The sequence below is a fragment of the Synechococcus sp. UW179B genome (assembly GCF_900474245.1).
GTDB lineage: Bacteria > Cyanobacteriota > Cyanobacteriia > PCC-6307 > Cyanobiaceae > Synechococcus_C.
This window is the reverse complement of sequence record NZ_UCNZ01000009.1, coordinates 71833-98748: the sequence shown is the minus strand read 5'-3', so window position 1 is coordinate 98748 and position 26916 is coordinate 71833. Positions and strand designations below refer to the sequence as shown.

Annotated in this window: 26 protein-coding genes and 2 tRNA genes; 19 read left to right on the top strand and 9 right to left on the bottom strand. The window is 57.7% G+C overall.

The genetic code is table 11. From position 1 onward, the window contains the following. Window positions 1–54 precede the first annotated feature (54 nt). On the top strand, window positions 55–810 hold the full coding sequence (locus tag DXY38_RS05115) for a DNA N-6-adenine-methyltransferase (RefSeq protein WP_115070718.1): 756 nt from the start codon (window positions 55–57) through the stop codon (window positions 808–810). Window positions 811–993: 183 nt separating this feature from the next. On the opposite strand, the gene DXY38_RS05110 is transcribed toward DXY38_RS05115, so the two are convergent. After that, a tRNA-Cys gene (locus DXY38_RS05110) sits at window positions 994–1064 on the bottom strand. A 54-nt stretch (window positions 1065–1118) separates the two neighbouring features. Here DXY38_RS05110 and DXY38_RS05105 point away from each other — a divergent pair. Together DXY38_RS05105 and DXY38_RS05100 are read left to right on the top strand one after the other, a co-directional pair. After that, complete coding sequence (locus DXY38_RS05105; RefSeq protein ID WP_115070783.1) at window positions 1119–2348, top strand: lipid-A-disaccharide synthase-related protein; 1230 nt, start codon at window positions 1119–1121, stop codon at window positions 2346–2348. 20 nt (window positions 2349–2368) lie between these two features. Further along, window positions 2369–2638, top strand: a complete 270-nt coding sequence (locus DXY38_RS05100; RefSeq protein ID WP_115070717.1) for a hypothetical protein — start codon at window positions 2369–2371, stop codon at window positions 2636–2638. A gap of 35 nt (window positions 2639–2673) precedes the next feature. On the opposite strand, the gene DXY38_RS05095 is transcribed toward DXY38_RS05100, so the two are convergent. Then, window positions 2674–3318, bottom strand: a complete 645-nt coding sequence (locus tag DXY38_RS05095; protein WP_115070782.1) for a ribonuclease D — start codon at window positions 3316–3318, stop codon at window positions 2674–2676. Between the two features lie 126 nt (window positions 3319–3444). Between DXY38_RS05095 and DXY38_RS05090 the strand changes: the two genes are divergently transcribed. The 3 genes from DXY38_RS05090 to DXY38_RS05080 are packed head-to-tail and all read left to right on the top strand — an operon-like array spanning window position 3445 to window position 5319. After that, window positions 3445–3828 (top strand): PadR family transcriptional regulator, encoded by a 384-nt coding sequence (locus DXY38_RS05090; protein ID WP_115070716.1) that lies wholly within the window; start codon window positions 3445–3447, stop codon window positions 3826–3828. 31 nt (window positions 3829–3859) lie between these two features. Beyond that, window positions 3860–4414, top strand: a complete 555-nt coding sequence (locus DXY38_RS05085) for a cofactor assembly of complex C subunit B (RefSeq protein WP_115070715.1) — start codon at window positions 3860–3862, stop codon at window positions 4412–4414. A gap of 5 nt (window positions 4415–4419) precedes the next feature. Then, entirely contained in the window at window positions 4420–5319 is a 900-nt protein-coding gene (locus DXY38_RS05080; RefSeq protein WP_115070714.1) for an N-acetylmuramoyl-L-alanine amidase, read from the top strand. Here DXY38_RS05080 and hemF read toward each other — a convergent pair. Beyond that, window positions 5246–6331 (bottom strand): oxygen-dependent coproporphyrinogen oxidase, encoded by a 1086-nt coding sequence (hemF, locus tag DXY38_RS05075; RefSeq protein ID WP_115070713.1) that lies wholly within the window; start codon window positions 6329–6331, stop codon window positions 5246–5248. The two genes, DXY38_RS05080 and hemF, sit on opposite strands and share 74 nt — an antisense overlap. Window positions 6332–6445: 114 nt before the next feature. Here hemF and DXY38_RS05070 point away from each other — a divergent pair, with 114 nt between their 5' ends. From DXY38_RS05070 to DXY38_RS05035, 8 genes are all read left to right on the top strand, one after another. After that, a complete protein-coding gene (locus DXY38_RS05070) occupies window positions 6446–7522 on the top strand; it encodes an Mrp/NBP35 family ATP-binding protein (protein WP_115070712.1) in 1077 nt (358 codons plus the stop codon). 2 nt (window positions 7523–7524) lie between these two features. Next, a complete protein-coding gene (rodA, locus tag DXY38_RS05065; RefSeq protein ID WP_170952859.1) occupies window positions 7525–8796 on the top strand; it encodes a rod shape-determining protein RodA in 1272 nt (423 codons plus the stop codon). A 7-nt stretch (window positions 8797–8803) separates the two neighbouring features. Continuing rightward, complete coding sequence (locus DXY38_RS05060; RefSeq protein ID WP_115070711.1) at window positions 8804–10213, top strand: sensor histidine kinase KdpD; 1410 nt, start codon at window positions 8804–8806, stop codon at window positions 10211–10213. A gap of 93 nt (window positions 10214–10306) precedes the next feature. Beyond that, the gene (locus DXY38_RS05055) at window positions 10307–10738 is read left to right on the top strand and encodes a photosystem I reaction center subunit II PsaD (RefSeq protein WP_038014855.1); all 432 of its coding nucleotides are present in this window, start codon (window positions 10307–10309) and stop codon (window positions 10736–10738) included. Between the two features lie 47 nt (window positions 10739–10785). Further along, complete coding sequence (locus tag DXY38_RS05050) at window positions 10786–12318, top strand: anthranilate synthase component I family protein (protein ID WP_115070710.1); 1533 nt, start codon at window positions 10786–10788, stop codon at window positions 12316–12318. Then, entirely contained in the window at window positions 12315–13460 is a 1146-nt protein-coding gene (gshA, locus tag DXY38_RS05045) for a glutamate--cysteine ligase (protein WP_115070709.1), read from the top strand. Before DXY38_RS05050 ends, gshA begins: the two co-directional genes overlap by 4 nt. Then, window positions 13457–16468 (top strand): phosphoenolpyruvate carboxylase, encoded by a 3012-nt coding sequence (ppc, locus tag DXY38_RS05040; protein WP_170952858.1) that lies wholly within the window; start codon window positions 13457–13459, stop codon window positions 16466–16468. Before gshA ends, ppc begins: the two co-directional genes overlap by 4 nt. After that, window positions 16469–16930 carry an N-acetyltransferase gene (locus tag DXY38_RS05035; RefSeq protein ID WP_115070707.1) on the top strand — a complete coding sequence of 154 codons (462 nt, stop codon included), beginning with the start codon at window positions 16469–16471 and terminating at the stop codon, window positions 16928–16930. A gap of 21 nt (window positions 16931–16951) precedes the next feature. Here the strand turns inward: DXY38_RS05035 and DXY38_RS05030 are convergent. After that, a tRNA-Arg gene (locus DXY38_RS05030) sits at window positions 16952–17025 on the bottom strand. A gap of 104 nt (window positions 17026–17129) precedes the next feature. Here DXY38_RS05030 and recF point away from each other — a divergent pair. Together recF and speD are read left to right on the top strand one after the other, a co-directional pair. Next, a complete protein-coding gene (gene recF / locus DXY38_RS05025; protein WP_244279020.1) occupies window positions 17130–18227 on the top strand; it encodes a DNA replication/repair protein RecF in 1098 nt (365 codons plus the stop codon). 30 nt (window positions 18228–18257) lie between these two features. Then, window positions 18258–18764, top strand: a complete 507-nt coding sequence (gene speD / locus DXY38_RS05020; RefSeq protein WP_115070705.1) for an adenosylmethionine decarboxylase — start codon at window positions 18258–18260, stop codon at window positions 18762–18764. Between the two features lie 15 nt (window positions 18765–18779). Here the strand turns inward: speD and DXY38_RS05015 are convergent, their stop codons facing one another. Then, a complete protein-coding gene (locus DXY38_RS05015) occupies window positions 18780–20174 on the bottom strand; it encodes a glutamate decarboxylase (protein WP_115070704.1) in 1395 nt (464 codons plus the stop codon). A 79-nt stretch (window positions 20175–20253) separates the two neighbouring features. Then, the gene (gene larE / locus DXY38_RS05010) at window positions 20254–21081 is read right to left on the bottom strand and encodes an ATP-dependent sacrificial sulfur transferase LarE (protein ID WP_115070780.1); all 828 of its coding nucleotides are present in this window, start codon (window positions 21079–21081) and stop codon (window positions 20254–20256) included. 72 nt (window positions 21082–21153) lie between these two features. Here larE and DXY38_RS05005 point away from each other — a divergent pair, with 72 nt between their 5' ends. Next, the gene (locus DXY38_RS05005; protein ID WP_006854843.1) at window positions 21154–22347 is read left to right on the top strand and encodes a cob(I)yrinic acid a,c-diamide adenosyltransferase; all 1194 of its coding nucleotides are present in this window, start codon (window positions 21154–21156) and stop codon (window positions 22345–22347) included. 6 nt (window positions 22348–22353) lie between these two features. On the opposite strand, the gene moeB is transcribed toward DXY38_RS05005, so the two are convergent. Together moeB and DXY38_RS04995 are read right to left on the bottom strand one after the other, a co-directional pair. Further along, on the bottom strand, window positions 22354–23517 hold the full coding sequence (gene moeB, locus DXY38_RS05000) for a molybdopterin-synthase adenylyltransferase MoeB (RefSeq protein WP_115070703.1): 1164 nt from the start codon (window positions 23515–23517) through the stop codon (window positions 22354–22356). Continuing rightward, complete coding sequence (locus DXY38_RS04995) at window positions 23510–23974, bottom strand: M67 family metallopeptidase (RefSeq protein ID WP_244279014.1); 465 nt, start codon at window positions 23972–23974, stop codon at window positions 23510–23512. The genes moeB and DXY38_RS04995 overlap by 8 nt, the downstream gene beginning before the upstream one ends. Window positions 23975–24063: 89 nt before the next feature. Between DXY38_RS04995 and DXY38_RS04990 the strand changes: the two genes are divergently transcribed. Beyond that, window positions 24064–24450, top strand: a complete 387-nt coding sequence (locus tag DXY38_RS04990) for a CAAD domain-containing protein (protein ID WP_006854840.1) — start codon at window positions 24064–24066, stop codon at window positions 24448–24450. 24 nt (window positions 24451–24474) lie between these two features. On the opposite strand, the gene DXY38_RS04985 is transcribed toward DXY38_RS04990, so the two are convergent. Beyond that, on the bottom strand, window positions 24475–25347 hold the full coding sequence (locus DXY38_RS04985; protein ID WP_115070701.1) for a fructosamine kinase family protein: 873 nt from the start codon (window positions 25345–25347) through the stop codon (window positions 24475–24477). A 36-nt stretch (window positions 25348–25383) separates the two neighbouring features. On the opposite strand from DXY38_RS04985, the gene crtD reads away from it, so the two are divergent. After that, window positions 25384–26913, top strand: coding sequence for a C-3',4' desaturase CrtD (gene crtD, locus DXY38_RS04980; protein ID WP_115070700.1), 1530 nt, complete (start codon window positions 25384–25386; stop codon window positions 26911–26913). The last annotated feature ends 3 nt before the right edge of the window (window positions 26914–26916 follow it).

Below are 26916 nucleotides of genomic sequence, written 5' to 3'. Positions count from 1 at the left end.
GCAACAGGAGGAAGGTGATGGGGCGTCAAACGAGGGGACGGAACCTCTGAGGGAATGCACCTCTCAGAGGTCTTTTTTTGCCTAGCGGGGCGCTTACGTACTTATTCTTCACCCAACGCCAAACCAACGCTAAGGGTGGCACTAACTAAGCGAACTTGGAACAGGATCGCCAACAGGGATCCAGCAGAGATCGACGAGAGATACACCCCCTCTTGGTTGATCGACCTGGTGAGCGAAGTACTTGGAGAAATTGACGTAGATCCTGCGGCAGACCCCAAGAAGCGGGTGCCAGCAAAAAACCACTTCACCCTGGAAGACGACGGTCTCTCTCAACCATGGAGTGGCAGCGTCTACCTCAACCCCCCATACAGCGGCAGAAGCATCGCTCCATGGGTGAAGCACTTCTGCGTCTATTTCCATAGCGGTGCAATCACGGAAGGTCTGCTGCTGTTGCCGTTGACCTCAATCGGCAATGTCTCATCACGCCTTCTGATGCAGAACACCGCCTCTGCCTTCTGCGTCCTTGAAAGGTCGGTGATTTTCCTCGACGACACCTACGCCGACATGCGATCTGCATGTCCCTTCCCACTGGCACTCGTCTACGCAGGACCTCACACCAACAAATTTTTGGAGACGACCTCCAGTGCTGGGTTGGGTTGCTTGATCAGATCACCTCTCACAGGGAAGAGACAGGTTCATTGCCAGCAGTGCGGAAAGTCTTTCCTCGCTCGTCGGTCCACTGCCAAGTTCTGCAGCACCACCTGTCGCGTAGAGGCACACAGGAGCAGCAAGACCGCACATCGCATGTAGCGGGTATCTGGGAGACTTTGCGTGAACGCGGGATTACAAGTTTTCCGCTACACCTCCGATACACTAAGAGGCGATAAAGCAATCTCAAATGAGACGCAACCTAAGCACTAAATCTGGGGTGTTTCCGTAGCGTGGAGATACAGAACACACTAAAAAAGACCCTTTCGGGTCTCAATCAGATGAAGGCGGCACCCAGATTCGAACTGGGGATAAAGGATTTGCAATCCTCTGCCTTACCACTTGGCCATGCCGCCATTCAGGGAGCCTCAGCTCCACTAGCGGATCGTATCAGCGAGGGTTCAGGTGCCCTGCTGCTCATCAGCAATGGGCACGGGGAAGACCTCATCGCCTTAAAGATCATCGAGGCACTTCGGACCCAACGTCCGCAACTAACCCTGAAGGTGTTGCCACTGGTTGGGACGGGGGGGGGCTTCAGGCCAGCCATCGAAAAAGGCTGGGTCCAACAAGTTGGGCCCGCTGCGCCGCTCCCAAGTGGCGGATTTAGCAACCAAAGCCTGAGTGGCCTCTTTGCGGATTTAATCGCTGGGCTACCCCTGCTCACATGGCAGCAGTGGCGATGCCTGCGCAAACTCCGCACTGAGATTGACGCCGTCCTTGCCGTGGGAGACCTGCTCCCGCTCTTGATGGCTTGGGGTTCGGGACGGCCCTTCGCCTTTGTGGGCACCCCAAAAAGCGATTACACCTGGTCCAGCGGCCCTGGTCGTGACCTCAGCGATCGCTATCACGCCCTCAAAGGGAGCGAATGGGATCCGTGGGAATGGCTGCTCATGCGCAACAAACGCTGCCGTTTAGTGGTCACCCGTGACCGATTAACAGCGCGAGGGCTGCGAAAGCATGGGGTCCGCGCGGAAGCCCCTGGCAATCCGATGATGGATGGGCTGAGCAACGCAACCGCCCCTGCCAGCCTGAGTCGCTGCAGGCGCATCCTGCTGCTGTGCGGAAGCCGCATGCCAGAAGCGGAGCGCAACTTCAGCCGCTTACTGCTCGGGTTGGCACCGTTGCCTAGCGACCGACCGATTGCCGTGCTGGTAGCGCTTGGCAGCACGCCAAGCCTTCAAGCCCTTGGCTCAGAACTCAAGCGCCAAGGATTTCGATCCAGTCCACCTCCCAGTGATGCCTTGCAGGCAGGAGCCTGCTGGCTAAGGGGACAGGTCCTTGTCCTCTTAGGGACCGGACAGTTCGAGCTTTGGGCTCCATGGGCTGAAGTGGGCGTCGCCACGGCAGGAACAGCCACCGAGCAACTCGTCGGCCTGGGCATTCCCGCTCTCTCCCTTCCAGGGAAAGGACCTCAATTCACCCAAGGGTTCGCAAAACGCCAAAGTCGCTTGCTCGGTGGAGCGGTGCGTTCTTGCCAATCGAGCCATGAGCTCAACACACGCCTGAAACAGCTCCTCGAGGACCCGTCTTTGAGATTGCAAATGGGTCGAAGAGGTCGGCAACGCATGGGGCCTGCCGGTGGCAGTGAAGCCATCGCTAAGCGAGTTCTGATCCAACTGCCGCTCGGCCACGGATACTGAGAGGCAATCGTCCTTCAGCCATGCCCGCGATTCAGGACCATGACTACCTCAGGCTCTGCGCGGAACTGGCCACCCAACTTGGCATCAGCCAGTCGTCAGCCCGCCGAAGGGTTGAACTTGCTGCCAGCAAGATAGGCGCCAAGGATTTGATGTCTCGCAAAGAGGTGGCCACAACCCTGCTTGCAGACGCTCAAAACGAACGCTCACAAGGAGAACACGATCAGGGGCAAGTCCTCGACCGCTTGCTCGAAGCAGAGCCCCTGGATGAGAAATTCATGCTGGAGGATTGAAGTCCAGGCCACCAGCACGGCAGAGACCTAGGGCCTCAATGCTCAAAGGTCTGGGTGAAGCGAAAGCGATCGAGATCAGACATCACCGGAATGCAACCAAAGCAACGCTCGGCAAGGTCCCAGCGCCCCTCACGCTGCAACATCTCCTTGAGGCGGTCTCGGGCGGGGAGTAAGTAGCGCGCATCGTTCGCCGCATAGGCGAGTTGGGTGTGGCTGAGTTCATCCACACGACCCCAATCACTGCTTTGGGCCTGCTTATCCAGCTCCACACCCACCAGCTCCATCACCACCTCCTTGAGTCCATGGCGAGGGCTGTAGGTGCGGGCTAACCGACTCCCAACCTTGGTGCAGAAAATGGGGTTCACCCTGATGCCCAGCCCGGTCGCAAGCGCCGCCACATCAAAGCGGGCGAAATGGAACACTTTCTCGATCGAGGCCTGTTCCATCAACGCTTTCAGGCGTGGGGCCTCGGTTTGCCCCAGGGCGATGCGAACGCAAGACACCTGATCTTCGGCATCACAGATTTGAACCAGACAGAGACGATCCCGTCCATGAATCAAACCCATCGCTTCCGTATCCACGGCGAGAGCGGTGGCATGGCTGTAACGCTCCGCCCAGTCCGCATCAAGATCGCCATCGAAAACAGCAAACGCTCGAGGCTGTGCAGTGATGTCAGTCATGGCAACAGAGAAGTGGGGACCCAGCTCACCACTTTGACCTCCTGTCCGCACGCGGAATGTTTTCCCATTCGCGGCTTGAAAATCAAACCGAGACCGAGCTAGACCAAATTGAGATCAATCGGCTTTATGCTCCACCGTCGCAGCGCCACTCACAACTGCCTGGCCGATATCGAACATTATTTTCAGCAACCACCACCACTGTTTTTAGATCTCGAACTGGCGGTGTGCTGGATCTTGGCCTGCCTTCTCCAGCACGACAGCTATCCCTCTGGACTGCTCCAGAGACTTCAACGGGAACATCCACAGTTGCGCGTGTCTGAAACCGTCCTGCACCAGGCCGTTGACTTTTTAAATCAGCAAGAACTGCTTGAGTGCTACAGCAAGCGCTGTCCAAGCCGCGGCCGTCCTCGCCGCATGCTCCATCTCCATGAGGAGGCCAGAGCCGAGGCTGAGCGGTTGATGGAACCATGGCAGCGCTGGCTCCTCGAACATGACCCCGTGACCACCTAGAACAGGTGGACCAAAAGACCAAGCGCGGCGGATGCCAACCACACAGACATCCACATTGTTGCTAACTCTGCTGTTGGCCATTGGACTCGTGTTCTTCTTGCGAGCCGCCAGCAAAGATCGCACCACCGTGGTGGAGGTGCACTCCCCCAGGCCCGCGCTTGAAGTCATGGAAGGACTCTGCACATGGCTCGAGAGTCGCGGTTGGATTCGCGATGGCGGCGATGCAGAGCGATGTTTGCTCGAATATCGCGGGCGCGTGGCCTCCAGCAACCCATTGGCGGTGTTGCTCTCCATTCTCGGCGGGGTTGGCGCAGGCTGCCTCGGACTCGTGTTGCGTGAGCTCAACCCATCGCTTGGCTGGTGGCCGCTCTCGCTCATCCTGTTTGGGCCCCTCGCCGGTTGGGTTTACAGCCGACGGGCAGCCCGTCAGGAAGGCATCCAAATCCGTTTGATCGAACCAGCACCCCAAGAAGGAAGCACCCTCAGGCTTCGTGCGCACCGCGACGAATTGATCGCCCTCGAGCTGGCTTTAGGCGAACCCCTTGAACTCGCCAGCGATGGCTCTTTGCTCTCCTCCCCCATCTGAAACCCATGCCCCCCATTCCGGCCTGGCTGCAGCGCAAACGGGTCACCATCCCGATCGGCGTCACCGTGCTGACCATGGCCGCCCTGGTGCTCACGCAGGCAAAAGAGCAAAACCTTTGGAGTCCAGACAGCGCCGCTGCGAAGACAGACAGCACGCTTGTTAAGCCATCAGCATGCCCAGCTCCAGCCAACCCTGACCCGTTGCTGGGAGCGAGGACCCGTAAGCCTGGCCGTTGGGTGGGGACGACCCTTACAGCAAAAGACGCCCCCATTGTCGTCATGGCGGGGCATGCCGACTCCCAGGGGATGAACAGTGCAGGCACGCCTGGATTTGCTGTTGGAGTGAAGAAGCAAGCTCCGATGGATGCACGCATGCGCGACGAGCTGTACTGGAATTTGAAAGTTCAGAAGGCCGTGGTTCGCCAAGGGAAGGCCCGAGCTCTCAATATCAGCGACTACAACCCACCCGCACTCACGATCCGGAATGACAATCACCCCAAGACCAATTGGTCGCAGGCGAGGGTGCGTTCAGCCAAAGGCGAATACATCCTCGAAATTCATTTCGATGCCTATAGCCCCTATGGATTCGGCTCAGGCCTCATCCCAGCCATCAACAGACCCCTCAACACGATTGACGAAAGCCTGGGCAAGGCCTTTGGGCGCTTCCCGAGACTGTTCCGAGGTGGTTTAGGCGGGCCACGGCGGGGAATTGGCATTCTCGAAATTGGAATGCTGGAACCGCCCTTAGAGCAAAAGCTCCGCGACCCCAACACGCAACTCCAAACGATCGAATGCTTGGCGCTACGTGTGGTGGATGCCTTGGAGCAAGGCGTTAATCAATCGCCTGATGAGGGCGGCAACGGTCCTCAAGGGTCGAATCTCCAAACCAATCCTGCGGACGGGTAAACAGGTCTGTGAGTAATTCCTCCCGGGATCCTTCAGGGGCTCGATAGCCGTACTGCCAGCGTGCCATCGGAGGAAGAGACATCAAGATCGATTCCGTACGACCGTTGGTCTGCAGTCCAAAAATCGTGCCCCGATCCCAGACCAGATTGAATTCCACGTAGCGGCCACGCCGGTAGAGCTGAAATTGACGTTCTCTCTCTCCATAGGGGAGTGGATTGCGCTTCTCCACAATCGGGGTGTAGGCAGGCAAGAAGGCTTGTCCACAAGCGCGCGCCAGGTCGTGCAACTGGTCCCAACCCAGTGGGCACACGCCGATTTCTGCGGCTTGCCGCGCCGCAGGTCCCTCTGCATCCTGCCCTCGATACAGGCGACCACTTCCATCTTGGTAGTCGTAGAAAATCCCCCCGATCCCCCGTGTCTCCTGGCGGTGCTTCAGGAAGAAATATTCATCGCACCAAGGCTTAAACACGGTGTAGAGCTTGGGGTCAATGGAATCACAGGCCCGCTGGTGCTCTCGATGGAAATGGCGGGCATCCTCGAGGAACGGATAAAAAGGCGTGAGATCGGCACCCCCTCCAAACCACCAAACAGGGCCCGCCTCGAAGTAGCGATAGTTCAAATGAACCGTCGGAATGAAGGGATTGCGAGGGTGCAACACCATCGACGTTCCGGTTGCGAACCAGGGATGCCCTTTGGCCTCAGGACGCTGCTTGAGGATCGATGGTGGCAATTCTTTGCCGTGTACCTCGGAAAAGTTCACCCCTCCCTGCTCAAACACCCGCCCCTCGGTCATCACCCGCGAACGTCCACCACCTCCTTCCGGACGATCCCAACTCTCCTCCTGAAAATGGGCGCTGCCATCCAGTTGCTCGAGACCAGCGCAAATTTCATCTTGGAGGCCCTGCACCAGCGCCCTGGCTCGCGTGCGGGAATCGGAAGGTGGTCGCTCCCCCGTGGCATCCGAGGAGAGCAAGATCTTGCCCTTGAGGCGCTTAAGGAGAGAGCGAACCATGAAATGGCGATGAACGATCAAACGACCATTTCAGCCTGACAGCGGTCCCGACAAGCATGTGTGAAGGACTGTCATGGGCGGCGCCCCTAGGATCCACCCCAACGCAACAGATGCATGGCCATAGCAGAACAGGCAGCTGAGTTGCTGAAAGGGATTTTGGATGCAGGGAGCAATCGCTCTGTTGTGGATCTCGGCTGGCTGGATCGCGTGCGAGTGGATCCCCCCCGAGCGGTGCTCCGTCTCAATCTGCCTGGCTTTGCCCAAGGCCAACGGGACAGGATCGTCGCTGAGGCACGGGAACGACTTTTAGCCCTTGAAACCATTCAAGAAGTCCAAATTGAAGTAGGCACCCCTCCTTCTCAAGGAGGCATTGGTCAAGCCGGCCATGGCCAAGCAGCCGAACGCCAGCCCATCCCAGGGGTCAAACAAGTCATTGCCGTTAGCAGTGGGAAAGGAGGCGTGGGCAAAAGCACCGTGGCGGTCAATCTTGCTTGCTCCCTGGCAAAACAGGGACTTCGTGTTGGCTTACTCGATGCTGATATTTACGGCCCTAATGCGCCGATCATGCTTGGCGTTGCCGATCAAAGCCCCGAGGTCAATGGCTCTGGTGATGAGCAGCGGATGATCCCACTGGAGAGCTGCGGGGTCGCCGTGGTCTCGATGGGGTTGTTGATCGAAGAAAACCAACCAGTCATCTGGCGTGGACCGATGCTGAACGGAATTATTCGACAGTTTCTCTATCAGGTGGACTGGAGCGAGCGCGATGTGCTGGTTGTCGATCTTCCACCTGGAACTGGCGATGCCCAACTTTCCCTGGCCCAGGCCGTTCCCATGGCAGGAGTGGTGATCGTGACCACGCCGCAAAAAGTGGCGTTGCAAGATGCCAGGCGAGGCTTGGCCATGTTCCTTCAGATGGGCGTCCCGGTTCTTGGTGTCGTTGAGAACATGAGCGCCTTCATCCCACCTGATCAGCCCGACAGGAGCTACGCCCTGTTTGGATCCGGGGGCGGACAAACATTGGCGGACGCCTTCGACGTTCCCCTCTTAGCCCAGATCCCGATGGAAATGTCCGTGCAAGAGGGAGGCGATCAAGGCCGGCCTATCAGCATCAGCCACCCCAGCTCCGTGAGTGCACAGGCCTTCAAAGAGCTGGCTGAAACAGTTGCCAACAGCCTTCAAGCGATCAGCTGAGCATGAAAATGGGCCCGATGAGTCGTGAACACAGCCTGTTCGCTCTCAACCGCCGACGCAAAGGCTGGCGACTCAAGGAGCCGGTTTTGTGGGGTGTCCCCCTCGCCATGGTCATGGTGGCGGGTCTCTTGATCGCAAGCACCCAGCGCCAAGCTGATTACGCCGACTGGTATCACCACTGGATCACAGCTGCTGTGGGAGTTGTGATCGCGCTGGTGCTCGCCCGGCTTCCCTTGCTTCGGCTGAAACCACTGCTGATTCCGATCTACGCCATCACGGTGATCAGCCTGGTGGCCGTTCGCCTGATCGGCACCACTGCGCTTGGCGCTCAACGCTGGATCAGCATCGGCGGAGTGCACGTGCAGCCGTCCGAGTTCGCAAAATTGTCGGCGATTCTTTTGCTGGCGGCCGTGCTCGATCGGCACCCTGTCGAACGGCCCGTCGATCTGCTGCGGCCGCTGGGAATCATCTCGATTCCTTGGTTGCTGGTGTTCATCCAACCTGACCTCGGAACATCGCTCGTTTTTGGAGCGCTGCTTCTCACGATGCTCTATTGGTCTGGCATGCCGATTGAGTGGCTCGTGCTGCTGCTCTCACCCTTGGCGACGGCCCTGCTCGCAGGCCTGTTCCCCTGGGGACTCGCGGCCTGGATCCCTTTAACCATGATCATTGCCTACCGATCATTGCCCTGGAAACGGGTGGCGCTCGCACTCGTGATGATCGTGCAATCGACGGCGGCCCTCGTCACCCCTTGGATGTGGATGCACGGCTTACAGGACTATCAGCGCGATCGCCTCGTGCTGTTTCTGGACCCGGCCAAAGACCCCCTCGGGGGTGGCTATCACCTGTTGCAAAGCACCGTTGGCATTGGATCGGGTGGCTTGTTTGGGATGGGGCTGCTTCAAGGGCAACTCACGAAATTGCGCTTTATTCCTGAACAACACACCGACTTCATCTTCAGTGCCCTTGGAGAAGAGACTGGATTCTTAGGAACGCTGCTCGTTGTGATCGGATTTGCCCTCTTAATGGGGCGCCTCCTGCAGGTGGCCGGGCAAAGCCGTTCTGATTTCGAATCACTCGTGGTGATTGGTGTCGCCACCATGCTGATGTTTCAAGTGGTCGTGAACATCTTCATGACCATTGGCCTGGGTCCTGTAACTGGCATCCCCCTTCCGTTTATGAGTTACGGCCGAAGCGCCATGGTCGTGAATTTCCTCGCCTTAGGCCTATGTCTTTCGGTGTCAAGGCGCTCCAAGCGGTCCCTGAACCGATGAGCCAGTGATGTTGCTCCAGAGCATTCACCAACAGATGGCCCAAGGCGTGAGCGCGGGATGCTCCGATGACTCAACGGCGCGGCGGATGTGGTGGGCTGCGTTGGAAACGCTTCAGGAAACGCTTCTACAGAACGAACAAGCTCCAGCTGGCGTTTGGCTTGCGGCCCCCTTGCCCGCGCTGTATTCACCCCAGCTCTTGAACAGCCTGCAGGGATGGGTCTGGGCACCGCAGGCACTCGGAGCTCTCACCTCGCCCACCACAAGCCTCCTGCCTCCAGACCTCTTGAGAGCTGGCAAAAGCCAGGGAGGAGCCACCCAGTCGCTCCAGGCATCGACCTTCAGGCACCTGCCCCTTCATGAGGGGGACAGCCACGACCCGCTGTTGGTTGTGATCACAGCCAAGGTGCAAATTGCCTTAGCCCTCCATGGAGAACCAAACCAACGGCAGCTGCTCATGCGCAGTGAGCCTGAAACCCTTGGCACCGTGCTTGGGCTGATTGAACAAAGGCTGAAACAGGATGCCCCCGATCAAGCACTGGCTCTTCATCAAGCCCTCGAAGCGCTCGGCCCTCTGCAAAGCAGCTGTGCCCTCGGGCAAACCTTCTGGCCAAGCCTGGCGGTGCGACTCGCGAGCATGGCTCCCACCGTGACCTTGCAGGCATCGGCATCAGCTCCTGTCAAGAGCCAACAGCACCCACAAAAAGCGAGTGAACAAGACTCAGCGGCGAACAAGGTGGATAAGGAGTTGTCCTTGCTTGAGGCCATCGCCCATGAAGTGCGAACACCTCTTTCAACGATTCGCACCTTGATCCGCTCCTTGTTGAGGCGCAATGACTTGCCCGAAACCGTGATCAAGCGCCTTCAGATGATCGACACCGAATGCAGCGAACAAATTGACCGCTTTGGCCTGATCTTTCAGGCGGCAGAGCTACAACGCCAGCCAGAAAGCCCCTCCGTGCTGGCTCAAACTGATCTCGGCAGCATGATCAGCCTCTTAACGCCCTCCTGGGAACAGCAGCTCCAGCGGCGCGGCATCGAGCTCAGTCTTTCCATCGCCAGCAACCTGCCGTCCGTTCTCAGCGATCCAAGTCGCCTGGAGCCGATGCTGGGAGGCCTGGTCGACCGTTGCAGTCGAGGTCTTCCCAGTGGAAGCCAGCTCATGCTGACCCTGCAACCCGCTGGAGCTCGTCTCAAGTTGCAACTGCATGGCCAGAGTCCTGCAGAACGTGGAGAAGAGGGCGCCAGTCCAGAACCCATCGCCCAACTTGGCCCCGTACTGAGCTGGAATCCAGATACGGGAAGTTTGCAGCTCAGTCAGACCGCTACGCGGCGTCTACTCGCCCGACTAGGCGGCCGCCTCACCCAGCGAAGAGATCGTGGTTTAACTGTATTTTTCCCTTTAGCCCCGCATTGTTGACGGGTGTGAAGCTTCCAGGCCAGAAGAGCGATCAGGCCCGAACCGCGATGCTAATTTTTTGACATCACGGCATGCCGAATTCCGAGGAAAGCTATGACAGCATCCGCTTTAACCGGTCAGCTCCCCCAGTACATCGGAAGCACCGGCGGGCTGCTCAATTCCGCTGAAACGGAAGAGAAGTACGCGATCACCTGGACCAGCAAAAGCGCGCAAGCCTTTGAACTGCCCACAGGCGGAGCCGCGATGATGGTTTCTGGCGAAAACATCATGTATTTCGCCCGCAAGGAACAGTGCTTGGCGTTGGGCACCCAACTCCGCACAAAGTTCAAGCCTCGGATCGAAGACTTCAAGATCTATCGGATCTTCCCTGGTGGTGACACCGAGTTCCTCCATCCATTGGATGGTGTCTTCTCTGAGAAGGTCAACGAGGGACGGCCCATGGTGGGACACAACCCCAGGAGAATCGGAGCGAATCCCAATCCCGCAAACATCAAGTTCAGCGGCCGCAACACGTTCGACTCCTGACCAGCGTTCGGCCATGATGCCCAGCGGTCGGTTGCGACAATCTCCTCATGCTCTGCCCCGACCGCTCCGCCTTTTTTGAAGCAGCACGCTGCGGGGCAACATTCATTCCCGTAGCCCATAGCTGGCCCGCTGATCTGGAAACCCCTCTCACCACCTGGCTTAAGGTCGGTGAAGGCCACCCGCCCGGGGTCCTACTCGAATCTGTCGAAGGTGGCGAGAACCTTGGACGTTGGAGTGTGATTGCCTGTGATCCTTTATGGACCCTCTCAGCCAGAGGGAATGCCCTAACCCGCCGCTGGCGAGACGGCTACGAAGAGAGCTTTCAAGGCAATCCTCTCGACGTTCTTCGTGAATGCACGAATGCCTACAAGCCTGTCTCCCTCCCAGGGCTGCCACCCCTTGGGCAGTTGTATGGGATGTGGGGATATGAGCTGATCCGCTGGATTGAACCCAGCGTTCCCGTGCATCAAGCCGACGAGGACGCCCCTCCTGACGGCATTTGGATGCTGATGGACAGCATCTTGATCATCGATCAAGTGAAGCGTTTGATCACGGCTGTGGCTTACGGAGATTTGAGCAGCACGAGGGCCGCGGCCAAAACCGCAGATCAGGCCTGGGACGAAGCCATGGCTCGCATCGATGGGCTTGAAAGCAGGATGGCATCACCTCTCCCCCAGGTGCGTCCCCTGCGCTGGAAGCCGGATGCGAGGCCTACTCCTGAAACAGAGAGCAATCGATCCCCAGAGAATTATCAACAAGCCGTTGCCACGGCCCAAGAACACATCGCCGCAGGAGACGCCTTCCAGCTCGTGATCAGCCAACGGCTGGAAACACGCGTCTCGCAACCACCCTTAGAGATCTACCGGAGCTTGAGGATGGTCAATCCATCCCCTTACATGGCCTTCTTTGATTTCGGGGACTGGTACCTGATCGGCTCAAGCCCTGAAGTGATGGTCAAGGCAGAACCAGACCAGGGAGGCATTCGTGCCAGCCTGAGGCCCATCGCTGGCACGCGCCCACGCGGGCGCAATGAGCTGGAAGACCGAAATTTTGAAGTGGATCTCCTTGCTGATCCCAAAGAACGGGCTGAGCATGTGATGTTGGTTGACCTTGGCCGCAATGACCTAGGCCGGGTTTGCGCCGCTGGCACGGTGGATGTCAAGGAGCTGATGGTGATCGAGCGCTACTCCCATGTGATGCACATCGTCAGCCAGGTGGAAGGACGATTAGCTCAAGGACGTGACGTCTGGGACTTGCTGATGGCCTCGTTCCCGGCGGGAACGGTGAGCGGCGCTCCAAAGATCAGGGCCATGCAGCTCATTAACCAGTTGGAGCCCGATGCTCGAGGGCCCTACTCCGGCGTCTACGGTTCTGTAGATCTGGCCGGCGCTCTGAATACGGCTATCACCATCCGCACCATGGTGGTCCGTCCTCATCCTGATGGGGGGTGGAACATTCAAGTGCAAGCCGGCGCTGGCGTCGTCGCCGATTCCGACCCCGCTTCTGAGTACCAAGAAACCCTGAACAAGGCCCGCGCCATGCTCACCGCTCTCGCTTGCCTTGAGGATGCAGAGTCATGATCCAAAAGCTCAGACTCAAAGGGTTTGAAGTGGAGCTATTCACCGGTCGGAGCGACGGTGAAAATGTTGGTGTTGCCGAGCTGGTCAAGCAGGACCTCTCTGAATTTTGCGTTGAGCCAGACCACCGCAATCTGGAGTACATCACAGAGCCTGAGTCCGATTACGGGAAGCTCAAGGAGGCCCTGCTCGCGCCGCGCCGCCGCCTCCGGACGTGGCTGGCAGAACGTGATCTCACCTTGCTCCCAGGCAGCACTCTCACCTTGGGTGATGCCTCGCGATTTGAACGATCGAATCCAAACGACCCGTATCACGACCTCATCGAAGCCACCTACGGCACCACGGTCGTCACAGCCAGCATTCATATCAACCTGGGGATCAGTGACCCGGCCGATTTATTCCCCGCGCTTCGGCTTGTGCGTTGTGAAGCAGCCCTTCTGCTTGCACTGAGCGCCAGTTCACCCTTTCTCAACCGCCAGATCACCGGCGCCCATTCACAACGTTGGCTGCAATTCCCCCTCACTCCCAAACAGGTCCCCCTGTTTCGCGATCTCGAGCATTTCGTGGAATGGACGGACACCCAGCTGGTGGAGGGGCGCATGCATAACGTGCGCCATCTATGGACCTCAGTCCGTCCCAATGGTCCTCAACGGCCCTTTGATCTCAATCGGATCGAACTGCGGATCTGCGATTTAGTCACCAATCCAGATCTGCTTCTGGCGATTACAGCCCTGATGGAACTGCGCGTGTTGATGTTGCTTCAGGAGCCCGATCAACTCGACCCCTTCAAGGCGAGTGAACTGAACGCCGAACAACTGATGGTGCTCAGCGATACCAATGACGCCGCTGCCGCCAGGCATAGCCTTGATGCACAGCTGCATGATTGGCGTGATGGTCGCCAACGCTTATGTCGCGACTGGCTGCGGGAGATGATCAATGCCGTGATGCCTCTAGCGCACGACCTGGAACTGGCCTCCTCTCTGCTCCCTCTCGAATCCGTTCTTGCGGAAGGGAATCAAGCCATGCGTTGGCTCAAAGGAATCGACGATGGACGCAGCCTTGAAGAGGAATTCCGCACTGGCATCCTCGAGATGGAACGGGAAGAACAGCCGATCGACCAATCCCTTGCTGACGCTTTGGGATGATCATGACTCCATCTGATAGCGGTTTCCCATCGATGCATTCGTCCTCAGCCCTGATTCCTGAGAGCACACAGCCCAGGGCTGATGGCCACGAAACAGGCGGTGGACAGCTCCTGCAGCAACGGCTTGCTCTTGTTGAAGACCTGTGGCAAACCGTTCTGCGCAGCGAATGTCCACCGGAGCAGGCCGAGCGACTGCTGCGCATGAAGCAGCTCAGTGATCCGGTGCTTCCTGGTGAACATCCAGCGGGAACCGATGCCCTGATCGATCTGATCAAGGAGATGGATCTTGCCGAGGCCATCGCTGCCGCAAGAGCGTTCTCGTTGTATTTCCAACTCGTCAACATCCTCGAACAACGCATCGAAGAGGACACCTATCTCGAGAGCATTAATCGATCCCAGGACCAGGCAGAGCACGTCGATCCATTTGCTCCGCCTCTGGCCACCCAGACCGAACCAGCAACATTTCGAGAATTATTTGAGCGCCTCAGACGTCTCAACGTTCCCCCAGCCAAGCTTGAGGCCCTGCTCCAAGAACTCGATATCCGTTTGGTCTTCACGGCCCACCCCACGGAAATCGTGCGCCATACCGTGCGCCACAAACAGCGACGCGTGGCCAGTCTCCTTCAGCAACTTGAAACGCAGCCGCTGACACCCTCAGGGGCAACGGACAGCGTGCGACTGCAGCTGGAAGAAGAGATTCGGCTTTGGTGGCGAACCGATGAGCTCCATCAGTTCAAGCCATCGGTTTTGGATGAAGTGGACTACGCCCTTCATTACTTCCAACAGGTTCTGTTCAATGCCATGCCGCAGCTGCGGCGGCGGATCGTCGCGTCCCTTGCGGCGAGCTATCCAGACGTCAGGGTTCCTTCGTCATCGTTTTGCACGTTTGGATCATGGGTGGGGTCCGACCGGGATGGAAACCCCTCCGTCACCACTGAAATCACCTGGCGTACAGCCTGTTATCAGCGCCAGTTAATGCTTGACCGGTACGTGAGCGCCGTTCAACACCTTCGCAATCAACTCAGCATTTCCATGCAATGGAGCCAGGTGAGTGCTCCCCTGCTCGAATCGTTGGAAATGGACCGACTGCGCTTCCCAGACGTATACGAGGAGCGCGCCACCCGATACCGGCTTGAGCCCTATCGGCTCAAGCTCAGCTTTGTGCTGGAGCGCCTGCGACTCACGCAATTGCGCAACCAGCAACTGGCTGATGCTGGCTGGAGAACCCCTCCTGAAGGATTGCCATCTTGTGCTCCAGGAAACACCCCAGGTGATGCTCTGCACTACGGCTCCATCGCTGAGTTCCGCAGCGAACTGGAACTGATCCGCACCAGTTTGGTCAACACAGATCTGAGCTGTGAACCCCTCGACACACTGCTTACCCAAGTGCACATCTTTGGGTTTTCACTCGCAGGTCTCGACATCCGGCAAGAGAGCACGCGACACAGTGATGCCATTGACGAACTGAGCCGGTACATCAATCCAGATCGTGCTTACGGAGAAATGGACGAAACGGAGCGTGTGGCCTGGTTGATGGAGGAATTACAAACGCGTCGTCCCTTGATTCCTCCGGCGGTTAGCTGGTCCGCAGCCACAGCTGAAACGGTGGATGTGTTCAGGATGCTGCACCGTTTGCAGGATGAATTCGGCAGCCGTATTTGCGGCACCTACGTGATCTCGATGAGTCACAGCGTCTCCGATTTGCTCGAGGTGCTGCTGCTCGCCAAAGAAGCGGGATTGGTGGATCCTTCGGCCCGCCATGCCGACCTGCTTGTCGTTCCACTGTTCGAGACCGTGGAGGATCTGCAAAGGGCCCCTGAGGTGATGGAACAACTGTTCCAGACCCCGCTCTATCGAGATTTGCTGCCCCAGGTCGGCACCCAGGGGCTGCTTCTGCAGGAGCTCATGCTCGGTTACTCCGATAGCAATAAGGATTCGGGATTCCTCTCCAGCAACTGGGAAATCCATCAAGCCCAAATCGCCTTGCAAGATTTGGCCTCTCGTCAGGGCATTGCCCTGCGTCTATTCCACGGGCGTGGTGGCTCTGTAGGACGTGGTGGAGGCCCGGCCTACCAAGCGATCTTGGCTCAGCCCAGTGGGACCCTGCAGGGACGCATCAAGATCACGGAGCAGGGCGAAGTTCTGGCCTCGAAGTACAGCCTGCCGGAGCTGGCTCTGTACAACCTGGAGACCGTGACCACCGCGGTGATCCAAAACAGCCTGGTGACCAACCAACTCGATGCGACACCGAGCTGGAATGAATTGATGTCCAGGCTCGCCAAAAGCTCTCGCCGCCATTACCGAGCCTTGGTGCACGACAACCCTGATCTAGTGGCCTTTTTTCAACAGGTCACGCCCATTGAAGAAATCAGCAAACTGCAGATTTCCAGTCGCCCCGCACGCAGGAAAACAGGCGCCCGAGACCTTTCCAGCCTGCGGGCCATTCCCTGGGTGTTCGGCTGGACCCAGAGCCGCTTCTTGCTTCCCAGCTGGTTTGGGGTGGGTTCAGCCCTGAGTGAAGAGCTTGAGGCGGATCCAGACCAACTCACCTTGTTGCGCACCTTGCATCAGCGCTGGCCTTTCTTCCGCATGCTGATCTCCAAAGTGGAGATGACTCTCTCCAAGGTGGATCTCGATTTAGCGCGTCATTACGTGACCAGTTTGGGCAGTGCCGAACACCATGATGCGTTTGAGAAGATTTACGCCACGGTGGCCGATGAATATGCCCGAACCAAGGGGCTTGTGTTGGCCATCACAGGCCAAGAGAGACTTCTTGACGCCGATCCAGCCCTACAGCTCTCGGTTGACCTACGCAATCGCACGATCGTTCCGCTTGGTTTTCTACAAGTGGCGTTGTTGCGCCGCCTGAGAGATCAAAACCGTCAACCACCGATGAGTGAATCGCCCAGCAGCGATGGAGACGGGCGCACCTACAGCCGCAGTGAGCTCCTGCGCGGTGCGCTTCTCACCATCAACGGAATCGCGGCAGGCATGCGCAATACAGGCTGAGTGTCACCGCTTCCGTTCCGACAGCAGGCCGCGGCACCACGACTGCCTGCCCATTACCGGCTGCAGACCGAGCCCCATCCGAGCGGTGAGGCGATCAATGCGCTGCTGATGTCCTGCGGTGAGCCAGCGCATCCAGTGGAGCGTTGGCCCTTGGCGCTCAGTCGCAGCCTCTGGCAACTCAGCATCATCGACGAGCGCGATCAAGCGCTGGTTGGCTTTATCCGAGCCACAAGCGATCTGGCCTTGAATGCCAATCTCTGGAACCTCGCCGCCTCTCCTGGCGACGATCAGAACTCGCTGCTGAACGCGTTAGTGCATCACGCCCTTGCACGCTTGAAAAAAGAATTACCAGGCTGCAGCATCTCGATCTCCGCTCCCGCCATTGCACTGGAGGGATTGAAGAAACAAGGTTTCATCCTTGACCCTGGCGGAATTCGCGCCATGGGCTTAAGGCTCCGATGAAGGCTGGAGCCTGATTGATGACGAGCATGGAGGGACTCGAACCCCCGACCCTCAGAACCGGAATCTGATGCTCTATCCAACTGAGCTACATGCCCCTGCGGCTGTCGCAACAGCTGCGGGTATTGATCGGCAAAACCGGCCGATCCAAGTACCTTAGCGACACGACGCATTCGGACCAATTCGGCTTCTCCAGCTTCAACTGCAGGGCTTTCGCAACCACAGCAACCTGCAGCTGGAGATCAAGGCACCACGCCTCCTGGTGATCGGTAGCAACGGTGTGGGCAAATCAAACCTGCTGGAATCCGTGGAGCTCCTCGGCAGCCTGCGCTCGCACCGAGCCAGCCAGGATGGGGATCTCATCCATTGGGACGCCAGCCGTGCCCTGCTAAAGGCAACCTGCGCAGACCAGCAGATCCTTGAACTGGAGCTGCGTCGCCGCGGCGGACGCCAAGCCAAGCGCAACGGGAAACCACTGCAACGACAGCTGGACTTGATTGGTCCTCTGCGCTGCGTGGGCTTCAGCGCCCTCGACCTGCATCTCGTGAGAGGCGAGCCCGCCCTGCGCCGCCAGTGGCTCGATCGTGTTGTGCTTCAGCTGGAGCCTGTTTATGCCGATCTCATCAGTCGCTACGGGCGCTTGCTGAGACAGCGGGCCCAATTCTGGCGACGGGGAGGGTTATCCACAGGCATGGAACCGCAAGCGCTCCTCGAAAGCTTTGATAGCCAAATGGCTCTTGTGAGCACACGCATTCATCGCAGGCGTCTGCGAGCCCTTGCCCGACTAGAGCCCCTCGCCGCTGTATGGCAAGACAGGCTGAGTGAAGGCCGGGAGCAACTTCAGCTTTGCTACACCCCTGGCAGTGCCTTGATCGGAGAAGAACAGGAGGAATCCTGGCGACTGGCGATTGAGCAACAGCTCCGAGACCAACGCAAGGAAGAAGAACGTTTAGGCAGCTGCCGAGTTGGACCTCATCGCGACGAAATCGAAATGCGGATCAATGGAACCGCGGCAAGACGGTTCGGCTCATCTGGCCAACAACGCACCCTGGTGCTGGCCTTGAAGATGGCGGAGTTACAACTGGTCGGGGAACTCTGTGGCGAACCTCCCCTTCTTTTGCTGGATGACGTTTTGGCAGAACTCGACCACACACGGCAGCTGGCCCTCCTCGAGGCCGTTGGAGAAAACCATCAATGCCTTGTTAGTGCCACCCATCTCGACGCCTTTGAAGGCGGATGGCGTGAGCAGTCGCAGATTCTCGAGGCAGACAGCTTGAGATCACAGTCCGAGACGCGGTAGGGTCGCGGGCCATTTACATGAAGATTCTTGATGGAGCAGTCCTTGTTCAGCCTGCATCCCAACCCGGGATGGGCGACGAAAGAGAGCACTACAGACCTCAGCTCCGACGCGACCACGCGCAGTGCAACCGACACCAGTGCAACCGACATGGTTGGTAAACACTGCATTCTCGAGCTCTACGACTGCGACCCTTCAAAGCTCGACGACGAAACTTTTCTCAGACACACCATCACGACAGCAGCCCAGCGTGCTGGTGCAACTCTGCTCAACCTGATCACCCACCGCTTCGAACCCCAAGGGGTGACAGGTCTGGCACTCCTGGCTGAATCCCACATCTCCATTCACACCTGGCCTGAAAACGGATACGCGGCCGTGGATGTTTTTACCTGTGGTGACCACACCATGCCGGAGAAAGCCTGTGAGGTGCTGTGCGAAGACCTAGGGGCTGGTCGTCACGCCCTACGCAGCTTCTTACGGGAAACACCGGCAGCGCTTGGAACAACCGAGCGCATGCCGGCCGTTCCGATCGCGGCCTGAGTGCAAGACCTGGGCTCAGAGGTGGTTGTAAGACGCCGCCTCTGCGGCGAGCAGATTGTTCGTAATCGGGTGCTTCTGAAAATGTTCAATGGCTTGCCTGATGTCTTGCAGAAGCAAGTCCGCCATGTCGCGAGTGAAGTCTCGCTTCACCAAAATTCGTTGGAAGGCTTTTGATTCCAGTTCTCCCGTAAAGGGATAGGCAGGCACCTGCCAGCCACGCATCCGCAACCGATCGGCAAAGTCATAGAGGTTGAAGCCATGATCCGGATTCTCATCAAGAGTCCAAACCACGGTGGGAATGCCCTGGTCGGGAGCACCGTCATGGATGATTTTGAAAAGGTCCATCTCCCGTAATTTTTCGGCGAAGTACTGCGCATTGGCATGACTGGCCATATGAAGCATGCGATAGCCCTCTCGACCCAAGCGCACAAATTCGTGATATTGAGCGATCACCTGACCTGCCGGCCTTGAAAAATTAATCTGGAATGTCGGCATGTCTCCACCCAGATAGGTCACGTGAAAGACCAGCTCATCGGGCAGATCATCCTGACTACGCCAGAGAACCCAGCCCACGCCCAGGGGTGCCAGACCAAATTTATGGCCTGAAGCGTTAATCGATTTCACGCGTTCTAAGCGAAAGTCCCACAGGGGGAGATCCGGCGCACAGAACGGTGCAAGAAAGCCACCACTGGCCGCATCCACGTGAATCGGCACATCAAGGCCCGTACGAGCCTGAAGGTCATCCAAAGCCTTGCTGATGGACTCAATGTCCTCATAAAGGCCGTGATACGTCACCCCCAGCGTGGGTACAACAAAAATCGTGTTCTCATCCACAGCCTCAATAACACGCTCAGGACTGATACATAATTCACCAGTAAGCATCTCTAATTCACGCATTTCAATATCCCAATAGCGCGCAAATTTCTTCCAGCAGATCTGCACACTGCCACACACCATGTTGGGCTTATCTGTTGGCAAGCCAGCCGCCTCGCGACGCTTTCGCCAACGCCACTTCGCGGCCATCCCGCCGAGCATGGCAGCTTCGCTGCTCCCAATGGTGGAGCATCCAACGGCAGCGCCAGGAGCATTCCACAAGTCGGCCATCATCGAAACACAGCGACTCTCAAGCTCAGCCGTCTGCGGATATTCATCTTTATCGATGAGATTTTTATCCACTCCCAGAGCCATCAACTCCATCGCGCTTTGCGCCTGATAAGTCTGACAAAACGTGGCTAAGTTCTGCTTACTATTCCCATCGAGGAGCAACTCTTCTTTTAAAAGTTGAACTGTGGAGCTTCCTTCCCTCCCTTCTCCAGGAAAGTGATGTTTTGGCAGAGGAGAGAGCATGGCATCAACCAACGCCTGCTCCTCACTGTCACGGAGATGATGACGGGATTGATGCAGTGCCACAAGAAGAATTCATCTTGATAAAAACTATTCAAAGTGGGGAACCAGCGCCACAGTCGTAACGAAGTGAGCGTTTGATCACCTAGCCGCGATTGAGCTTGCCGCTCACAAGCCCTTCCACATCCACACTCACCGAGGTGAAGCCAAGGCTGAGAAGGGTTTTCACGAGCTCACGCCGCAGCGAAGGCTGCAACAAATCGGTAATGCGTTCCTCTGGAACCTCCACACGCGCGGCGAGTCCGTGACTACGGACCCGAACCTGATCGAAGTCCTGCTCAATCAGCCAGGCCTCAGCCTGCCCAACCCGCTGGAGACGCTCACTGCTGATGGCTTCTCCGTAGGGAAAACGGGAGGCCAGGCAAGGCTGCGCAGGCTTATCCCACCAAGGAAAACCAAGAGCCCAAGACAAGCGTCGAACAGTCGCCTTTGTGATCCCAAGCTCAGCCAGAGGAGAGCGAACACCGGCCTCCTTCGCCGCTGCAATCCCAGGACGATGATCTCCCAGATCGTCCTGATTCACCCCATCAAGAACGAGAGCGCCGTTGGCTTCCGCAGCAATCGGAGCCAGATGGCGATGCAGCTCTCGCTTGCAGGCATAGCAACGATCCTGCGGGTTACTGGTGTAACTCGGATCCTCAAGCTCAAGGGTGGAGACCTCCTGGTGCCGCATCCCAAGCCAGGCCGCCTGCTGGCGCGCTTCCAACAGGAGATGGGGAGCGAGGGAGGGCGAAACGCCCGTAATCGCTAAGGCCTGGTCACCAAGCTGCTCATGGGCGATGGCTGCGACGAGGCTGCTGTCAACACCACCTGAGTAAGCCACACACACATGCTTCTGAGCGGCCAAGAAATCACGCAACCGCTCCAAGACGTCACATTCCAGCTCTGACAAAGCTTCGAGCTGGCGGAACATCACGTTGGTCAATGCCTTCGCTTCAAATCTCTGTATGCTCCCAGCGTAAGAAGACTCATCCTTTTGCTGCCAATGGATGCAGTCTCATCCAATACGTCTCAAGCCAACCGTGCTCGCAGCAATCGCGGCGTTGGAATCGTCACAGCTGCTGACAGCCGTGAGCGGAGCCTCGGTCAACTCCACGTGTATGACGGCGAAGGCAAAGGCAAAAGCCAAGCAGCCTTAGGCGTTGTCCTGCGAACGATTGGGCTCGGGATCTGCGAGCAAAGGCGCACCAGAGTTCTGCTGCTTCGATTCTTAAAAGGTCCAGGTCGGGCTTATGACGAAGACGCCGCGATCGAAGCTCTGCAACAGGGCTTCCCCCACTTGATCGATCAGGTGCGAACCGGCCGGGGAGACTATTTCAGTGTGGACGAAGTCAAACGCTTCGACCGACAGGAAGCTCAACGGGGTTGGGACATCGCCAAAGGGGCCATTGCAAGCGCTTTGTACTCCGTGGTGGTTCTCGATGAACTGAATCCAGTCTTGGATCTTGGCCTCCTCGAAACCGAAGATGTGATCCGGTCTCTGAAGAGCAGACCGGAAGGGATGGAAATCATCGTCACCGGACGTGGCGCTCCACGCCGGTTGGTAGAGATCGCCGATCTGCACTCTGAGATGCGCGCGCACCGACGCCCCGAGGTGGACAACAACGCCGCTCTGTCCTTTGTGACAGCAGGCGGCATCGAGATTTATACCGGTGAAGGGAAGGGAAAATCCACCAGTGCCCTCGGGAAAGCTCTGCAGGCGATCGGCAGAGGCATCAGCCAGGACAAAAGCCATCGCGTTCTGATCCTTCAGTGGCTCAAAGGTGGAAGTGGGTACACCGAAGATGCTGCGATCGCAGCCTTGCGTGAGAGTTACCCCCACTTAGTGGATCACCTCCGTTCAGGACGTGATGCCATCGTTTGGCGAGGCCAGCAACAACCCATCGACTACGTGGAAGCGGAACGGGCCTGGGAAATCGCCAGGGCTGCGATCGCGAGCGGGCTGTACAAAACCGTGATCCTTGATGAGTTAAATCCCACCGTGGATCTCGAACTTCTTCCGGTTGAGCCCATCGTTCAGGCCTTGCTCCGTAAGCCAACAGAGACGGAAGTGATCATTACCGGCCGGTGCAAACACCAGCCGGCCTATTTCGACCTTGCGAGCGTTCATTCAGAGATGGTGTGCCATAAGCATTACGCCGAGCAGGGCGTGGATCTCAAGCGCGGTGTCGATTACTAATCGCGCTCAATAGCGCGGAACGGAAGGGTCAATCTGCTCTGACCAGGCATCAATCCCGCCTTCCACGTTGACCGCATCGATGCCGTGGCTGGTAAGAAGCTCTACCGCCTTAGCCGAACGTCCTCCTAATTTGCAGTGCACATAAACCGTTCGGCTCGCCGCGATGGCCTGGATGCGTTCGATCACCTCCTCACTCTCAAGCGTGGACAACGGGATCAATTCAGAGCCAGCGATTACAGCAACCTCAACTTCTGCTGGATTACGCACATCGATCAACGCCAAGTCTTGGTTCTGATCCAACAGGGCTTTGAGCTCAACCACAGAAATGCTTTTCATCAGATTCGATGTCTCCCCGGAGATCGAACCTCCGGCCGTGCAGAACGCTTGGTAGTCAATCAGCTTTTCGATGGGGGCGCGACTTGGCCTTCTTCGCAAGGTGAGCTCGCGAAACCGCATCGACAAGCCATCCACTAAGAGCAACCGACCATCAAGGGGGGTCCCAATTCCGGTGATCAGCTTGATGACCTCAGCCGCCTGAATCAGGCCAATCAAGCCAGGCATCACACCCATCACTCCGCCATCAGCGCAAGAGGGGACGAGCCCTTGCGGCGGCGGCTCCGGCACCAGGTCTCGATAATCCGGTGATTCACTCCCAAGATTGAACACACTCACTTGCCCTTCAAAGCGCTGGACCGAGCCATAAACGAACGGTCGCTTGGTTAAGACGCAGGCGTCATTAATCAAATAGCGACTGGCGAAATTATCTGTTCCGTCCACCACCACGTCGTACGCAGAAACCAGCTCCAGCGCATTGCTCGCCGACAAGCGGACGCCATGCTCTTCCACTCGACAAAAGGGATTGAGATCTTTTATTCGAGATCGCGCTGATGACGTTTTGGCCTGGCCCACCGTTCCCGTGCCATGGATCACCTGACGTTGCAGGTTGGAGGGCTCAACAAGGTCATCATCCACAACCCCGATGCGACCCACCCCTGCCGCCGCCAAATAAAGCAGGAGCGGCGAACCCAGGCCACCAGCACCAATGCACAACACCGAGCCTGCTTTTAAGCGTTGCTGTCCTGCAACGCCCACTTCGGGGAGGGTGATATGGCGGGCATATCTGGTCTTCTCCTCTCCACTTAGCTGAGGAGAACCCCCCGCTTCAGTCATGGCGAATCCCAGGATCTCCTGGAAGGGACGTCAGAGGAGTCTCCCCCATGACCCGAATCGGCAGAGGATGAACGTCGGCGAGAGCGCAATGGGGAGCCTCGACCTCCAGCCACCAAGCCGCAAGGGCATGGTTGTTTCCCATGATCAGCATCAATCCTGAGCTCCCAGCCCAAAGACGATCTCTTCGACTAGGCACCACCGAAGCTCCCGGATGGGAATGGGCACTCCCAAGCACTTTTAATGAGCGCGATCGCGCCCAACGTTGCGCGGCAATTTGCTCACGGGGGTCGAGCTCAAAACGATCTTTTTCTTGACGACCCACCATGTTTCGGCAAGGCCAGATCAACTGCACGCACCAATCGTCCGCCGCTGAATCCGCCAAGCCATGCTCCTCTCCGAGCAACAGAGCACAGCCTTCTGCAGGTGCGGGAGCCAGAAGATCGTGACGGAGAACCATTAGGCATTCAGCACCAATGATCAACTGGGATGGCGCTTGTGAAAAAAGACCGATAATCTCAGCCAAAATCTGCACTAAGCATTAGTTCCATGAGCGAGGAGTCCACCACCCCGGCGAGTGAGTCAACTTGGACCGCTAACACCAGCGAATCATCCACCAACACTGAAACCGCCAACTTTTCTGAGCGCTACAGCGAAATTCTCGGAAAAGTCAACGAGACCTTAGACAAGGTGGATTGGAGCCAAGCCGGTCGTATCGGCAAAGTGGTTGGAATTTTTGCAGCTGTCATCGTTGCCCAAATTCTGATTAAGGGCATTCTCGACACCATCAATCTTCTTCCTGTCGTCCCAGGGCTCCTCGAGCTTCTCGGCGTTGTGGTGGTGGGCCAATGGAGCTGGAAAAATCTCACCACCAGTGAAAAGCGCACCGCTTTGGTGAATCGCGTTCAGACCCTACGTAGCGAATACCTCGGCTAAAACGGGGCGGATTTCCTCTCTCAATCACAACAACATTGACCTCATGGCATCGATTGCTGTGAGGCATTTTTTTTGGTAGCCACCTCCAAACAGATTGGCGTGATTCAACAGGTGATAGAGGTTGTAAACGACGATCCGATCGTCATGGTTGGGATCTAGCGGCCATTCCTGTTGATAGCCCTCGTAAAAGCGGGCACTGAATCCACCAAACAGATGAGTCATCGCTAGATCCACCTCCCGATCAGCCCACCAACAGGCCGGGTCGATCAAGGCTCCCCGTCCATCGACGAGCACTGACGCGTTTCCTCCCCACAGATCGCCATGCACGAGGCAGGGCTCGGGCTGATGTTGATCCAACCAAACCCTTGTGGCTGCAAGCAACGGTTCGAGTGGATCCAGAGCCAATCCCCAGTTGGATGCCAACTGAAGCTGGGGGATCAGTCGCAAGCTCACAAACGCATCACCCCAAGACGGCAACCAACCAGCTGGTTGCGGCCCCAAGCCAATAAAGCCCTCTTCATCCCAACCAAATCGATCCAACCCAGCGTCAGCAGACGCTCGATGAAGGAGGGCTAACCCTCGCCCTAGCTGATATTGATCCCCTCGCCCGGACTCAAGCCAGGGCAAAATCAACGCCGCTCGCTCTCCCACCGGGACCACTCCAAGCGGATCAGGGATCAACAGCAGCTCAGGGTCAGCCCAATGGTTGAGGGAGCGGAGCCCCCGGGCTTCCACGTGGAGCATGGCTGGTGAAGCCAGCTTCAGGAAGAGGGATCGCCCATCCGATAAGTCAGCACGCCAGGTGGAGGCACTGCCAGCAGGCTCCAGGGTCTTGCACTCACAGCCCTGGAGCTGACCACAATCGTTTTGCAACGCCTCCAGCAGTTGCCTTCGCATTCACGATCCCCCTAACGCAACTGTCAGCATGGCTTGATGCAAAAACGCGACGACGTGATCGTGGTCGGCGGTGGCATCGCTGGACTCACGGCAGCGGCCCTGCTGGCACGCGACGGTGTTTCGGTCACCCTTTTAGAAGCGCATTATCAGCCGGGGGGCTGTGCAGGCACCTTCCGTCGAGGGGCGTACACCTTTGATGTTGGTGCCACCCAAGTGGCAGGGCTCGAACCTGGTGGCAGCCACGCCCGCATCTTTCAACATCTGGATCTGCCCTTACCAGAGGCGGAACTACTAGATCCTGGCTGCGTCATCGACCTGGCCGATGGATCCCCCCCCGTGCACCTTTGGCACGACCCCCTGCGCTGGAAGCAGGAACGGCAACAACAATTTCCAGGCAGCGAAAGGTTCTGGCAGCTCTGCAGCTTTCTTCACCAAAGCAATTGGCTCTTTGCAGCTTCCGACCCGGTCTTACCGATTCGCAATGGCTGGGATTTCAAGCAAACACTGGCAGCGATCAATCCAGGCAATCTGCTCAGCGCCCCTCTGAGTCTCTGCACAGTCAAAGACCTTCTAACGCTGTCTGGCTGCGGCAGTGATCAACGCCTGCGGCGCTTTCTCGATCTACAACTCCGGCTTTACTCCCAACAGCCCGCCGATCAGACCGCAGCGCTTTACGGAGCGACGGTGTTGCAAATGACCCAAGCCCCTCTGGGCCTATGGCACCTTCACGGATCCATGCAAGTGCTCAGTGAACTGCTGGCATCTGGGTTGAAGCGCGATGGAGGGACCATGCTTCTGCGTCACCGCGTCCAGCAACTGCAGCAAAACTCAGATGGGTCAGGCTGGCAACTTCGCGTTGAAGGACCAGGCCGGAAAGAGCAGATCTTTCACGCTGGCGACGTCATCAGCACCCTCCCGCCTCAATGCCTCCCTGAGCTGATCGCTCCTGAACACAGCGCTGACCAGAGGCCGATGCCAGCGCCCTATCGCCAACACCTCACCGAGCTCGAGGCCCCCAGTGGGGCACTGGTGTTTTATGGCGCCATCGACAGGGCCTACCTGCCAAACGACTGTCCAGGCCATTACCAACGGGATGCAAGCGATCCTGGCTCAGTGTTTATCTCGATCAGCAGAGAGGGAGATGGCCGAGCGCCGAAAGGGCAAGCCACCGTGATTGCCAGCGTGTTTACAACCCCTAAGGGTTGGTTCTCGGGTTCAGAAACGGAGTACCAAAGCAAAAAAAAGGCCTGTCAAACCAAGATCCGCAACGAGGTGGAAGCCGCCTTGGGCTTGTCAGATCACACCTGGCGTCATCAGGAGCTGGCTACACCGAGAGGCTTTCTGCGCTGGACCGGTCGGCCCAACGGCATCGTCGGCGGTTTGGGGCAATCCCCCAGCCGTTTCGGACCTTTTGGCCTGGCGAGCCGCACGCCAATGCCTGGGCTCTGGCTCTGTGGAGATTCCATTCATCCAGGTGAGGGAACAGCAGGGGTCACCCTGTCTGCCTTCATGGCTTGCAGACAATTGCTCGCTCAACGCGGCCAAACCCTTGAGCTCAACAGTTAAAAC

Coding starts and splice junctions, on each gene's coding strand:
- DXY38_RS04985 (WP_115070701.1), bottom strand. CDS start 25,347: ATGCGAAGGCAACTGCTGGAGGCGTTGCAAAACGATTGTGGTCAGCTC.
- DXY38_RS05090 (WP_115070716.1), top strand. CDS start 3,445: ATGCTCCACCGTCGCAGCGCCACTCACAACTGCCTGGCCGATATCGAA.
- hemF (WP_115070713.1), bottom strand. CDS start 6,331: ATGGTTCGCTCTCTCCTTAAGCGCCTCAAGGGCAAGATCTTGCTCTCC.
- DXY38_RS05050 (WP_115070710.1), top strand. CDS start 10,786: ATGCTCTGCCCCGACCGCTCCGCCTTTTTTGAAGCAGCACGCTGCGGG.
- DXY38_RS04995 (WP_244279014.1), bottom strand. CDS start 23,974: ATGGTTCTCCGTCACGATCTTCTGGCTCCCGCACCTGCAGAAGGCTGT.
- gshA (WP_115070709.1), top strand. CDS start 12,315: ATGATCCAAAAGCTCAGACTCAAAGGGTTTGAAGTGGAGCTATTCACC.
- larE (WP_115070780.1), bottom strand. CDS start 21,081: ATGTTCCGCCAGCTCGAAGCTTTGTCAGAGCTGGAATGTGACGTCTTG.
- rodA (WP_170952859.1), top strand. CDS start 7,525: ATGAAAATGGGCCCGATGAGTCGTGAACACAGCCTGTTCGCTCTCAAC.
- ppc (WP_170952858.1), top strand. CDS start 13,457: ATGATCATGACTCCATCTGATAGCGGTTTCCCATCGATGCATTCGTCC.
- DXY38_RS05005 (WP_006854843.1), top strand. CDS start 21,154: ATGGATGCAGTCTCATCCAATACGTCTCAAGCCAACCGTGCTCGCAGC.
- crtD (WP_115070700.1), top strand. CDS start 25,384: ATGCAAAAACGCGACGACGTGATCGTGGTCGGCGGTGGCATCGCTGGA.
- DXY38_RS05060 (WP_115070711.1), top strand. CDS start 8,804: ATGTTGCTCCAGAGCATTCACCAACAGATGGCCCAAGGCGTGAGCGCG.
- DXY38_RS05095 (WP_115070782.1), bottom strand. CDS start 3,318: ATGACTGACATCACTGCACAGCCTCGAGCGTTTGCTGTTTTCGATGGC.
- DXY38_RS05080 (WP_115070714.1), top strand. CDS start 4,420: ATGCCCCCCATTCCGGCCTGGCTGCAGCGCAAACGGGTCACCATCCCG.
- DXY38_RS05070 (WP_115070712.1), top strand. CDS start 6,446: ATGGCCATAGCAGAACAGGCAGCTGAGTTGCTGAAAGGGATTTTGGAT.
- DXY38_RS04990 (WP_006854840.1), top strand. CDS start 24,064: ATGAGCGAGGAGTCCACCACCCCGGCGAGTGAGTCAACTTGGACCGCT.
- speD (WP_115070705.1), top strand. CDS start 18,258: ATGGAGCAGTCCTTGTTCAGCCTGCATCCCAACCCGGGATGGGCGACG.
- DXY38_RS05055 (WP_038014855.1), top strand. CDS start 10,307: ATGACAGCATCCGCTTTAACCGGTCAGCTCCCCCAGTACATCGGAAGC.
- DXY38_RS05100 (WP_115070717.1), top strand. CDS start 2,369: ATGCCCGCGATTCAGGACCATGACTACCTCAGGCTCTGCGCGGAACTG.
- DXY38_RS05085 (WP_115070715.1), top strand. CDS start 3,860: ATGCCAACCACACAGACATCCACATTGTTGCTAACTCTGCTGTTGGCC.
- DXY38_RS05115 (WP_115070718.1), top strand. CDS start 55: ATGCACCTCTCAGAGGTCTTTTTTTGCCTAGCGGGGCGCTTACGTACT.
- moeB (WP_115070703.1), bottom strand. CDS start 23,517: ATGACTGAAGCGGGGGGTTCTCCTCAGCTAAGTGGAGAGGAGAAGACC.